Source organism: Allobosea sp. BH3 (assembly GCF_025499465.1).
In the GTDB taxonomy this organism is placed as follows: Bacteria; Pseudomonadota; Alphaproteobacteria; order Rhizobiales; family Beijerinckiaceae; genus Allobosea.
On the sequence record NZ_JAIMCA010000004.1, the window covers coordinates 679,767 to 692,725 of the forward strand.

General features: G+C 65.9%; 8 protein-coding genes. 3 read left to right on the forward strand and 5 right to left on the reverse strand.

Translation table 11 applies throughout. From position 1 onward, the window contains the following. Window positions 1–116: 116 nt before the first annotated feature. Window positions 117–2,507 (reverse strand): glycerophosphodiester phosphodiesterase family protein, encoded by a 2,391-nt coding sequence (locus BoBH3_RS16155; protein ID WP_262331832.1) that lies wholly within the window; start codon window positions 2,505–2,507, stop codon window positions 117–119. A gap of 520 nt (window positions 2,508–3,027) precedes the next feature. Here BoBH3_RS16155 and BoBH3_RS16160 point away from each other — a divergent pair. The 3 genes from BoBH3_RS16160 to BoBH3_RS16170 all read left to right on the forward strand — a co-directional run bounded on the left by BoBH3_RS16160 (window position 3,028) and on the right by BoBH3_RS16170 (window position 8,353). Further along, the gene (locus tag BoBH3_RS16160) at window positions 3,028–3,933 is read left to right on the forward strand and encodes a LysR family transcriptional regulator (protein WP_262331833.1); all 906 of its coding nucleotides are present in this window, start codon (window positions 3,028–3,030) and stop codon (window positions 3,931–3,933) included. A 201-nt stretch (window positions 3,934–4,134) separates the two neighbouring features. Beyond that, window positions 4,135–7,032, forward strand: a complete 2,898-nt coding sequence (locus BoBH3_RS16165; RefSeq protein ID WP_262331834.1) for a calcium-binding protein — start codon at window positions 4,135–4,137, stop codon at window positions 7,030–7,032. 547 nt (window positions 7,033–7,579) lie between these two features. Beyond that, entirely contained in the window at window positions 7,580–8,353 is a 774-nt protein-coding gene (locus BoBH3_RS16170) for a ferredoxin--NADP reductase (RefSeq protein ID WP_262331835.1), read from the forward strand. A gap of 46 nt (window positions 8,354–8,399) precedes the next feature. Here the strand turns inward: BoBH3_RS16170 and BoBH3_RS16175 are convergent, their stop codons facing one another. The 4 genes from BoBH3_RS16175 to BoBH3_RS16190 form a co-directional block, all read right to left on the reverse strand. Beyond that, a complete protein-coding gene (locus tag BoBH3_RS16175) occupies window positions 8,400–9,923 on the reverse strand; it encodes a PAS domain S-box protein (protein WP_262331836.1) in 1,524 nt (507 codons plus the stop codon). 425 nt (window positions 9,924–10,348) lie between these two features. After that, window positions 10,349–12,001: a phosphoglucomutase (alpha-D-glucose-1,6-bisphosphate-dependent) gene (gene pgm, locus BoBH3_RS16180; protein WP_262331837.1), complete on the reverse strand. Its 1,653-nt coding sequence runs from the start codon at window positions 11,999–12,001 to the stop codon at window positions 10,349–10,351. Between the two features lie 112 nt (window positions 12,002–12,113). Continuing rightward, window positions 12,114–12,542: a hypothetical protein gene (locus tag BoBH3_RS16185; RefSeq protein ID WP_262331838.1), complete on the reverse strand. Its 429-nt coding sequence runs from the start codon at window positions 12,540–12,542 to the stop codon at window positions 12,114–12,116. Between the two features lie 166 nt (window positions 12,543–12,708). Beyond that, window positions 12,709–12,930 carry a hypothetical protein gene (locus BoBH3_RS16190; RefSeq protein ID WP_262331839.1) on the reverse strand — a complete coding sequence of 74 codons (222 nt, stop codon included), beginning with the start codon at window positions 12,928–12,930 and terminating at the stop codon, window positions 12,709–12,711. Window positions 12,931–12,959: the final 29 nt, after the last annotated feature.

Consider the following 12,959-nt stretch of genomic DNA (forward strand, 5'->3'; position numbering starts at 1 on the left):
GAAATTTCCGATATTCCCCCTCGAATTTCAGGAGGCGGCAGACCGAGTCGTCCCCGGCCATGCGGAAAGGGCGCCTTTCGGCGCCCTTTCGCTTGCTGGCATGCCTGGCTTTTGGCTCAGACGAAGTGGAAGTCGTGGAGGCTGGAGAGCTGGACGTTCTTCAGCGTAAGCGAGGTGTCGGCGTCGATCGTGAAGACGACGTCCGCACCCTGCTGATGCGCCGCCGCAAGCGCCTCGGCCGCATCAGCGAAGAGGTCGCTATCGAACGCCAGGACGTCGGCGCTGTCGCCCGTCGCCTGGAAGTCCGTAATCGTGTCCTTGCCGAAGCCCGCCGCGAAGACGAAGGTGTCATGCCCCGCGCCGCCGGTCAGCATGTCGAAGCCGCCGCCACCCGACAAGGTGTCGTCGCCCGCGCCGCCGATCAGCGTATTGTTGTACTGCGAGCCGTTGAGGACGACCGCATCCGTGGAGCCCGAGGCATCGGCGTTCTCGAAGCCGGTGACCCAGTTGGCGCCCGCGACCTGGCTGGTCGAGAAGTTGCCCAGATTCACGGTCGCGCCGCTGCGCAGAACCAGCGTGTCGATGCCGGAGCCGCCATCGATCGAATAGTCGGCCGCGTCGTAGACGATGCGGTCATTACCCGCGCCGCCGCTGACCCGATCGGCATCGGCACCGCCATCGAGGATGTCGTCGCCCGCACCGCCGTTCAGGGTGTCGGAGCCCTCGCCGCCCGACAGAGTGTCGTTGCCGGAACCCCCGATCAGCGTGTTGCCGAACTGCGAACCGTTGAGGACCACCGCCTCCGTGGAGCCCGAGGCATCGACGTTCTCGAAGCCGGCGACCCAGTTGGCGCCCGCGACCTGGCTGGTCGAGAAGTTGCCCAGGTTCACGGTCGCGCCGCTGCGCAGAACCAGCGTGTCGATGCCGGAGCCACCATCGATCACATAATCGGCCGCGTCGTAGACGATGCGGTCATTGCCGGCATCGCCGCGGACCTGATCGGCATCGGCGCCGCCGTCGAGGACATCGTCGCCCGCGCCGCCGCTCAGGTTGTCCCAACCCGCGCCGCCCGACAGCGTATCGTTGCCGGAGCCGCCGATCAGCGTGTTGTTGAACTGCGAGCCGTTGACGACCACCGTCCCGGTCGAGGCCGAGGCGTCGACGTTCTCGAAGCCGCCAACCCAGTTGCTGCCGGCGATCTGGCTCGTCGCGAAGTTGCCGAGTTCGACCGTCGCGCCGCCGAGCAGCACCAGCGTGTCGATGCCGGAGCCGCCATCGACCTCATAGTCGGCCGCATCATAGATGATGCGGTCATTGCCGGCGCCGCCGCGGAGCCGGTCCCGGCCGGCGCTGCCGTCGAGGACATTGTCGCCGTCGTTGCCGATCAGCGTGTCGTCGCCCTTGCCGCCGATGACGTTCTCGATGCTGATGAGCGTGTCGGAGCCGGCTTCCTCGCCGAAGGCTTCGCCGGTCGCAAGATTGACTGTGACACCGGCCGAGTCGCTGAGACCCGCCAGATAGGAGACGGTGTCGATACCCTCGCCGCCGTCGAGCTCGTCGTCACCGACGCCGCCGACCAGGATGTCGTTACCCTCGCCGCCGTTGATGATGTCGTCATCGGCACCGCCAAAGAGCTGGTCGTTGCCCGCGCCGCCGTCAATGGTGTCGTCACCGGCGTCGCCATACACCACGTCGTCGCCGGCGCCGGCGTCGATGGTGTCATCGCCCTGCATGGCATAGATCAGGTCGTTGCCAGCCGTCCCGGTGATGTCGTTGTCGCCTGCGGTGCCGAAGGCGACGTCGATATTGTTGATGTTTGAGATCGCCTCGCGGGCGGTATTCGTCTCATTGGCGAAGACGCCGTCGACCCCCATGTCGATGAGCCGCTGGATCTCGGCCTGGGTGCCGCGGATGGTCCAACCGACAACCTGCAGACCGGCGGCGTGCGCGGCAGCGACACCCGCCGCGGTGATGACGGCGGTGTTCGGCGCGATGATGTCGGCATAGGTCGCGGTGTCCGCGATCACGGCAGCGGTCATGCTGTAGCCAAGGAAGGCGAGCGGCAGGTCGACGCCGTACTGCGGCATGATCGTCTCATGCAGCATCTTCAGATTGGTCGACGAGAAGCTCTGGATCACGACCCGGTCCGGATCGGTGAAGCCGTGCGCGATCAGCTCCTTGATGACGGCTTCGCTGGTAGCGTAGGTGGTGCTCTTGGTCTCGGGGATGATGCCGAGATTGCGACCGGTCTCGATCGACATCTGCTTGACGAGCTCGATGACCTCTCCGAACGTCTGGAGCGCCGGCTCGAGAGCCTTGGCCTCGGCATAGGTCAGGTTCGAATAGTTGTGGTTGTCATGGCTGACGACCAGCACGCCATCCTTGGTCAGCCAGAGATCCGGCTCGATGAAGTCCGCGCCCCAGTTCGCAGCCCAGAGATGAGCTTCGCGCGAGTGATCCGGATACGGATCGGAGCCACGATGGGCGTGCAGAATGATGTCGGTCATAGCCTGGTCTCCGGTAGTCAACTCTGGGAATTTTCGCGTCGCCTATCGCGATCGCGGTGAAAAAGCGCCGATGGAGGACGGCGCGCGGAACCTGGCCGAAAGACCGCCCATCGCGCCGTCGACGGGACTGGAATGGGTGGTCGACATCATCAGGCCCGCTTTGCCGTTGACACGACGACGCGGGCCCGTTTCGAGCCGGTCGAGCATCGTTAACAATCGGTTACTGCTTAGGGAGGGCAGATGACGGGCCGATGAAACAGCCGGACCCGCTCCATCAAAAGTTGCGATGCCCGGTATCGAGGAAGCATTTCAGCCTCGGCGGGACATATCGGCGCCCCGATGCAAGCTGTTGGCATTTTTAGAGATTTCTGCCCGGAATCTCCGTCATAAATCAGAAGTAAAGACCCGATATCGGCGTTCCATCCCTCATCGAACCAGCGATCGGGGATGCTCGACAGAGCGGCTGAGCGCCATTGAAGGGGCGCCGGGCGGGCTATGGCTCACCGGCGTGAGTGAGGTCATGGCATCGGTTACGCAGCTTCGCGCCTTTCACTACGTTGCGACCGCCGGTGGTTACTCCCAGGCCGCGCGCGAGACGGCGATCAGCCAGTCGAATCTCTCCGGCCAGGTACGCCAGCTCGAGGCCGCCTCCGGCCTCGCCCTGTTCGAGCGCGGCCCTTACGGGGTGAGGCTGACCTCCGACGGCGAGGCCCTCTTCAAGGTGACCGCGCGGCTGTTCCTGTCACTCGGGGAGGCCGACGCCATCCTGAAGAGCCGGAAGGTCGATGGCGGGCGCCTGCGCATCGCCTCCGACGGCGTCGTGCATTCGCTGCCAATCCTGGCGGCGCTGCGCCGCTACCGGCCCAACCTCGTCTTCTCGCTGCTGGTGCATAACTCCGATGCCGTCATCGAGCAGGTGGCGCAATACCGCGCCGATGTCGGCGTTACGGCGCAGAAGCCGAAGGACGACCGTTTTCATGTGCGCCCGCTGACGAGCATGAATATCGGCGTCTTCATTCCGAAGTCCCATCCCTGGGCCCGCCGTCGCGATGTCGCCATCCGCGAGCTCGAAGGGCTGCCCTTCGTCCTGCGCGAGAAGGGCTCGCGTACCCGCGAACTGTTCGAGCAGAATATCCGGGACCATGGCGTCTCGCTCGGCCCCATCCTCGAAGTCTCGACCCGCGAAGGTGTGCGCGAGACCGTGGCGGCCGGGTTCGGCTTTGGCGCCGTCGCCGATCTCGAATTCGGCTTCGACACCCGCCTGCATTTTCTGCCGCTGCGCGATGTCGAGGTGATGATCGACGAATATCTCGTGTGCCTCGACGAAAGGCGGCGCATCCCGATGATCGAGGACTTCCTCAAATGCGCAGCCGAGGCGCTCGGCTCCCGTTCCCCGCTCCGGGCTGCGCTCCCCGAGCCCGCCTGACCGCGACCGCCGTCCGGAAGGCCGCGATCCTGATCGAAAGGAATGTTTCGGTTTTCTCGATGCCGTCAGGAGACCGTTAACAAACCGTCATCCCCGCAGGCTCTCTAGCGCGCTTGTCGGCTCTCCTCGGATGAGCCGCCCGGCGGAGCGTCGCGCTTCGGCCGAACTCCCTGTTTGCCTGGCTTCAAGAGGATATCTGCGATGGCGCTCGCTCCCGGTTCGATCAACGTCGCGGCTGAGGCTCCGGCCTTCGGCGATGGCAATGACAGCCTGACCAACACCGACCTTCATGTCGGCACCGTCGCGATGCTCGGCGGCGATGACGACCTCGTCAATTCCGGCATCATCCTTGGCTCCGATGGCGTCGCCATCGACATGGGCACGGGCCATGATGAGGTCACCCTCGAGGAAGGCTCCCAGATCTTCGGCACGGTCCGGCTTGGCGAAGGCGACGACACGCTGCAGGCGCAAGAGACCGATGGCGACCTGATCGTCGATGCCGGTGCAGGCAATGACCACGTCTTCGCCGGCGCGGGCGACGACCTGCTGGGCGGCGGCGAAGGCAACGACGAGCTTGACGGAGGCGAAGGCGACGACGCCCTGAACGGCGACGACGGTGACGACACCCTCCGCGGCGGCAAGGGCGACGACATCCTCATCGGCGGCGTCGGCAACGACACGCTCGGCGGCGGTGAGGGCAACGACCTCTTCATCCAGAACACCGGCGAAGGCACCGACACCATCGACGGCGGCGAAGGCACCGACACGATCCGCCTTGCCGGCACCGGCACGGGCAGCCTGGCGGCTGCGACCGCCACCGAGCGCCTCGTCGTGGAAGGCGGCAACTGGTCGGTCGCCGGCAGCGCCGCCTATGATGCTATCACCATCGAGAACGGCGGCACCGTCACCTCGGGCATCGTCATCGACAAGGACGACCGCGTCACCATCGAGGCGGGCGGCAAGCTCGCCGTCTCGAACAACGCGGTGACCTGGTCCGGCGGCGGCAATGCGGTGCTTTCCAATGCCGGCTTGATCGAATCGGGCAGCCGCCTGCTCCAGACGACCGCAGGCGCCACCGGCTCGCTCGTCATCGAGAACCTCGCAGGCGGCACCCTGCGCGGCGCCCTCACGCCGCAGGGAGCAGGTGCCTCGGACGCGGTCATCACACTCAACAACGCGGGCGTGATCGAGTCCTCGGTCGCAGGCCGCGTGATCGACTTCCGCTCCTTCGACGCCAACGGCGGCAAGGCGGTCATCAACAACCTCGCGGGCGGCGTCATCCGCAAGACCGGCGGCGACGACGCCGACGTGATCCGGCCGGGCGTCAACGGCACCGTCAACAACTGGGGCACGATCACGGTCAGCGTTACCGGCGTCGATGCGATCGACTTCCAGAGCGACCTCGGCGGCAAGGTCAACAACTATGCCGGCGGCCTGATCGAGGGCACCAAGCACGGGATCACCGGCGACCAGGCCGTCACGGTCCGAAACGAAGGCACCATCGTCGGCAAGAACGGCTCGGCGGTGAACATCGACAATGGCGAGACCGGCGGCACGGTCGACATCCGCAACTACGGCGTGATGGAAGGCCGCTCGGCGGAAACCGCCGACTCGGACGGCGATGCCGTCGATGTCGACGGGCTGGCGTTCATCATGAATTACGGCCGCATCGCGGGCCTGGGCGCAGAAGGCTACAAGGACGGGGAGCCGAACGTCTCCGAAGGCATCGCCATCGGCGGCGGCACTATCCTGAACTATGGCGCCAACGCCGAGATCTACGGCTATGGCCGCGCCATCCAGGTCGACAATTCCAGCAACGCGAACGCGCTGGGCGCAACGCTCATCAACAACGAGGGCCTGATCCGCGGCGACGGCCATGGCCCCGAGGGCGTCACGCCCGAGGACGCGGCCCGCTTCGACCTTCGCGGCAACGAGGCGATCAACCTCGTCGGCAACTACGATGACGAGATCCTGAACCAGGCCGCCGGCCGGATCATCGGCGGCGTCTCGATGGGCGGCGGCAATGACCGGCTGAGCAACTCCGGCCTGATCCAGGCGACCGGCGGCAGCGCCATCGACATGGGCGCCGGCGACGACTGGCTGTGGCTCTATACCGGTGCCAGGGTCGAGGGCACGATCCTGCTCGGCGAGGGCAATGACCTGGTCTTCGGCACCTCCTCGGCAGGCTTCGTGATCGACGCCGGCGCGGGCGACGACCAGATCTACATGGGCGGCTATACCGCCGATGCCGACGACCACATACTGGGCGGCGCCGGCAACGACATGATCTATGCCGACATCGGCGACGACTATGTCGACGGCGGCGAGGGTGACGACCTGATCAGCGGCGGCGCCGGTGACGACACGCTTTTCGGCGGCGCGGGCGATGACATCATCAAGGCCGGCGCCGGCAACGACACGATCGATGGCGGCGAAGGCTACGATGTGCTCGATCTCTCCGACGCCAGCGGGCCGATCTTCGTCGACTTCGGCGCTGGCATCGTCTCCGGCGCGGGCATCGGGGCCGACACCTTCACCGGCATCGAGCGCCTGCTCTTCGGTGACGGCGCCAACACGGTGACGGGCGGCAACGGCGACGACAGCTTCGACGGTGGCGCCGGCAACGACACGCTCAAGGGCGGCGCCGGTGACGACGAACTGTCCGGCGGCCTCGGCGACGACAACCTGAACGGTGGCTCCGGCGACGACATCGTCGACGGCGGCGAGGGCAACGATGTCATCGCCGGCGGTTCTGGCGACGACGACCTGAAGGGCGGCGCCGGCAACGACACGGTCGGCGGCGGCTCTGGTGACGACCGCATCGAAGGTGGCGCCGGCGACGATGTCCTGACCGGCGGCTCCGGCAGCGACAGCTTCCATTTCGCTGCCGATTTCGGCCACGACACCATCACCGATTTCGCCTCGGATCAGGACCTCATCTGGTTCTCGACCGATCTCTTCGCTGATTTCGATGCGGTGCTCGAAAGCGCGGTGCAGGTCGGCAAGGATGTCGTGATCACCATCGACGACGACACGTCGCTCACCATGAGCCGCACGGACCTCGGCTCGCTGGTCGCCGACGACTTCCGCTTCGCCTGAGCGATCCGGCCAACGTCAACGGAAAGGGCGCCTCGCGGCGCCTTTTTTGTTGCGCAGCATCCTGTGCCAGCGAGGACCGAACCGCCTCTACGGCGCCCGCCGCGACCTTGCGCTTCTGCGCAGTGACGGTTTCCCTGCACGAAGTCACGATTGGCCTCGTCATGGCGGTAGCGGCGCTGAATCTCGACCATCCCGGCGCGGCCTAACGCTGCGGGACCATGCTCGAAGGCGATTTCCCGCATTCATACACCTCCGTAAGGGAGCGGCGCGTCGTCGCAGGCCAGTGCCGTAGCCAACCGAAGCTTCAACGGCGAAATCGGCTCATTGAAGGCTCATTTGTGCGGATTTTCTTAGTCCAACCGCAAGAATCGAGATGTCGCTCATTCACACCGGGGAGGCGGGCGAATGCGCTTCCAGTCATCGGAATGCCCATATCGGCGCACCGATCGCCGCCGGGAGTTGCCTGCGCCCTTGAAACGGCGTTAGAGGCACCCTCGGATATTGCCGCCTCCCGCCGCCTGCATCCCCGAGATCGAGACCGTCGAGAATGAGCAATTTTTATGAGGAGCGCGTGCTCAGCGTTCATCACTGGACCGACACGCTCTTCAGCTTCACGACCACGCGTGACACCTCCTTCCGGTTCAAGAACGGCCAGTTCACGATGATCGGCCTCAAGGTCGACGAGAAGCCGCTGCTGCGCGCCTACAGCGTCGCCAGCACGAACTACGACGAGAACCTCGAGTTCTTCTCGATCAAGGTCCCGGACGGCCCCCTCACCTCGCGGCTGCAGAATCTCAAGGTCGGCGACCCGATCATCGTCGGCAAGAAGGCGACAGGCACGCTCGTCCTCGACAATCTCAGGGACGGCAAGCGCCTCTTCCTGCTCGGCACCGGCACGGGGCTCGCGCCCTTCCTCTCGCTGATCCGCGATCCGGAAACCTATGAGCGCTACGAGAAGGTCGTGCTCGTCCATGGCTGCCGCCAGGTTTCCGAGCTGGCCTATGGCGAGCGCATCCAGAGCGAGCTGCCGCAGGACGAGTTCCTCGGCGAGATGATCCGCGAGCAGCTGCTCTATTACCCGACCGTGACGCGCGAGCCCTTCCGCAACCGCGGCCGCATCACGGATCTCCTGACCGGCGGCCAGCTCTTCAGCGACCTCGACCTCGGTCCCTTCGACCCGCAGGGCGACCGCTTCATGCTCTGCGGCAGCCCGCAGCTGATCGCCGACCTGAAGGCGATCTTCAACGAGCGCGGCCTGCACGAAGGCAACCATGGCGAGCCGGGCGACTACGTCGTGGAGCGCGCCTTCGTCGAGAAGTAAGCGGTTCGGGATCGACAAGGGGTCGCGGCCACCCGGCCGCGGCTGTTCAGGCCTCGAAGCGATCTCGCGCGATCAGCAGCTCGATGACGAGGCCGGCAGGGGTCCACACCTTGTCCAGCCTGCCGAGCTGCTTTGCGCTAGCCTTCACGAGCACGCTGCCGAAGCCTTCTGCGGCGACCTGCTTCGGCGGCGGCCCGCCGCTTTCGCGCCAGGTGACGAGGAAATCGCCGTCCTTCTCGGAGCAGGCGATCTCCACCCTGCCCTCGTCCGCAGAGAGACTGCCGTATTTCATGGCGTTGGTGGCGAACTCGTGCAGCATCAGGGCGAGCGGCGTCACCATGTCGCCCGGCACCCGCCGGTCTAGCCCCGAGATGCTGAAGCGCGCCTGCTCTGTCCCCTGCGCGCGGTAAGGCGACAGGATCTCGCCGATCAGCGCATGCAGCCCGGTCGTCGCGCGCTCGCCCCGGCCTTCCAGCGCAGCAGACATGGTCAGCGAATGCGCCCGCGCCAGCGCGGCGAGCCTCTCGGAGACGGCCGAGGCGAGGCCGGTGGCGCTGGTGGCCCGCGACGCACTCAGATGGACGATGCCACCGACCACGGCGAAGAGGTTCTTGATGCGGTGGTCCATCTCCCGCAGCAGCAATTGCTGCTGCGACTGGGCCCGGCGCCAGTCGGTGATATCCCGCGCAATCTTCGAGGCCCCGACGATCCGCCCGCCAGCATCCAGGATCGGAGAGATCGTCAGCGAGATGTCGAGCTGGCTACCGTCCTTGCGCTTGCGGATGGTCTCATAGTGCTCGACGCGCTCGCCGGCACGAATGCGCGCGAGGATCGAGGGCTCCTCGTCCTGACGGTCCTCGGGAATGAGAATCGTGACCGGCTTGCCGACGATCTCCCCGCGCGAATAGCCGAACAGACGCTCGGCGCCGGGATTCCAGTCCGTGATGATGCCGTTCAGGTCCTTGGCGACGATCGCGTCTTCCGAGGATTCCACCAGAGCGGTCAGCCGCCGGGCCGAGGCATCGGCAGCGTGGCGCTCGATGGCGAAACCCAGCTGACGGGAGATGATCAGCGCAATGTCGCGCTCATGGTCCGGGAATACCCGCGGCGTATCGTAATAGACCATGAACTTGCCGAGGAGGGCATCGGTGCCGGCGAGCGGAATGAAGCCGAGCGCTTGGATGCCCTCGGCCAGGACAGTCTCGACGAGCCTGGACGGTTCGCCGCTCTTGGCGATGTCCTCGATGAAGATGGGTCGTGCATCTCGCTCGGCGGGCCTCCAGGGAGAGTGCCCATCCACAGCGGCGCGGTAGTCGTCGGAGAGCCTGCGCCAGGCGACGAAGCGTGCGATGCCCTCGTGGTCAAAGCAGAGGATCGATGCACGCGCGCAGCCGAGAGCGCCGACGATGGCATCGAGCGCGGCCTCGTAGATGTCATCAAGCGTTCGGGCCCGGAACAGCCGGTCGGTAAACCTGTAGAGTGTTGTCTGCTGCCGCGCCTCGCGCGCGAGCGCGGCATCCGCCGGGTCATCCTGGCCGCGCATCGCGCTACCGGTAGCGCCTGGCTCCATTTGGTCCTCGCCCAGCTGCCGATCCCCATCCGGCGCGGCAAGACGCCATCACCAGTCTGCTGCAAACGACCAACATAGGCCGAAATACTGTCGCTGGACAGAGCGGGCGCACATGGCGCCCCGCGTTGCATGGAGCCGTGCTCTCCGATCGCCGGGCGACGACCACGTGTCGAAAACCATTCCAAACGAGCCGAAAATCTGGCAGCGTTGCAACACGAGGTGCCGTGTAGCGTGTTTAACCAGAATCAAGAAAAACGACGGGAGAGAAGCGCTATGATCTATTCGGCGATCATCTGGCTGGCCTGTGCTGCCGTGTTCCTTGAGTTGTCTGATCGCGCGCCTGCCATAGATTGACCTGGTGAGGGACGCGCCGCTTTTCCGAACTGCGAAGGATCCGGCGTAGCGGCGCGTTTCCGGGCGGCAGTCTAACCTGCCGCAGCGAATGCATCTCCGACGATCCTGCGCGCATCCTCCTGGATGCGGGCCAGATGAGCTTCGTCCCGGAAGCTTTCGGCGTAGATCTTGTAGACCTCCTCCGTGCCCGAAGGGCGCGCCGCGAACCAGCCATCCGCTGCCGTCACCTTGACCCCGCCGATGGCCGCGCCGTTGCCCGGCGCCGCGCTGAGGATGGCAGTGATCGGCTGTCCCGCCAGTTCCTTCGTCTTGATCTGCTCCCCGCTCAGATTCTTCAGCACCGCCTTCTGGCTCGCCGTCGCGGGCGCATCGACACGGGCGTAGCGCGGATCGCCCAGCTCCGCCGTCAGCTTGGAGTAGAGCACGCCGGGATCGGCCCCCGTCTTGGCGGTGATCTCGGCGGCGAGCAGGCCGAGGATGATGCCGTCCTTGTCGGTGGTCCAGACCGTGCCATCGTGGCGAAGGAAGGAGGCGCCGGCGCTCTCCTCGCCGGCGAAGCCGAAGCCGCCCGAAAGCAGCCCGTCGACGAACCATTTGAAGCCGACAGGAACCTCGACGAGCTTGCGCCCAAGCTTCGCCGCGACGCGGTCTATGATCGCGCTCGACACCGCCGTCTTGCCGATGGCGGCATCGGCCCGCCAGCCCGGCCGATTGGCGAACAGGTAGGCGCTCGCCGCAGCGAGATAGTGGTTCGGGTTCATCAGCCCGCTCGAGCGCGTAACGATGCCGTGCCTGTCCGCATCCGTGTCGTTGGCGAAAGCGACGTCGAAGGAATCGCGCATGCCGATCAGGCTCGCCATCGCATAGGGCGAGGAGCAGTCCATCCGGATCTTGCCATCCCAGTCGGCGGTCATGAAGCCGAAGGTCGGATCGACCTCCTTGCTGACGATGGTCGCATTCAGCCCGTAGCGATCGATGATCGGCTGATAATAATCGAGCCCGGCGCCGCCGAGCGGATCGATGCCAATCGAGACGCCGGCCGCGGCGATGGCCGCCATATCGACCACATTGGCAAGGTCCGAGACATAGCCGCTGATATAGTCGTGCCGGCGCACATCGGCGCTCTTCAGCGCCCGCTCATAGGGAATGCGATCGATGCCGGCGAGATTGTCGGCCAGGAAGGCGTTGGCCTGCTTCTCGATCCACCCCGTCGCATCGGTGTCGGCCGGCCCGCCATGCGGCGGGTTGTATTTCAGCCCGCCATCGGCCGGCGGATTATGCGAGGGCGAGATGACGACGCCATCCGCGAGACCGCTGCTGCGGCCGCGATTATAGGTCAGGATGGCGTGGGAGATCACCGGCGTCGGCGTGAAGCCGAGCTTCTCGTCGATCATCGTCACGACGCCGTTGGCAGCGAAGACCTCCAGCACGGATTCGAAAGCGTTGCGCGACAACGCATGGGTGTCGATGCCGAGGAAGAGCGGGCCGTCGATACCTTGCGCGCGGCGGTAGAGACAGACCGCCTGGGCGATAGCGAGGATATGCGCCTCGTTGAAGGATTTCGCGAAGGCCGAGCCGCGATGGCCGGATGTGCCGAAAGCCACCTGCTGAGCGCGCGAGGACGGATCGGGCCGGTCATAATAGGCCTTCGTCAGGGCCGCGACATCGACGAGCAGGCTGGGCTCGAGCCGCTTTCCGGCGAGGGGAGACACTGTATCGCTCATGGATCGTTCCGCTTGGAAAGGCTCGGGGCCGCCGCTTATAGACCGGCGCCGAACGGCGCGCAGCCAGAAACCATCCCGCGCGGATGCGTCAGGACTGCGGCAGCGGACGCGATCAGCGGCGGCGCCAGCTCGCGAACTGGAAGAAGCGGCGTGCAGGCGTATCGCGCATCTGCGCGAGGCCCAGGGCGTGCTGGCCCGCCATGCCCGAATCATCGCCCTGGTCGATATCGTCGAGCCATCCGGCGAGCATGCCTTGTTGCACCGCCAGTTGCCGCAAACGGGCCTCGGCCTGCTTCATCTGGGCCTCCGCCTCGACGAGCATCTGCTCATCGGCCGGCTCCCGCTCGTAATAGATGCCGTCCTCGTTGCCGAGCAGAGAAGCCGCGCGCAGCCGCGCTTCTTCGAGCCGACGCGTCAGGCCCTCGCGCTCGCGCTCGATCCCCGCGAGGGCTTTCGCGATTTCCGCGCGTAGGGGTGCGATCCGCTGGATGTCGGTCTGGAGATCGCGCTCAGGCGACCGGAAACGCTCTGGCTTCGCCACCAATGCCCTCCTCGGCCCATGTCGTCGACGAGCATGTCCTCGACGAGCATCTCCTCGACAAGGCCGGACAGACGCCGCGCCGACGCGGCGACCAGTCAGAGCACCAGCAAGCGACGTGCCAGACCCCACGAACGAAGCGCGCGGGGCCGCGGCGCAGCCGTCGGAACTACCGTGGCAACAGACGGCTCAGCGTCTGCATCACGGCACTGCGACCTTCCGCAGCATCCGAACGCCCACGACCATAGACCAGGGCGACAGCGAGACCCCCAACCGCCGCGCTCGCGGCGAGAGGAGCGCCAAGCAACGCGTATACGATGCCGTAGGGCCAGAGCAGCCAGACCGCCAGCCCACCGCTGGCCAGCGCGGTGAGGAACAGTACCACCGTCATTGGATCCTTGCTTTCCGCAGCGTGGCCCA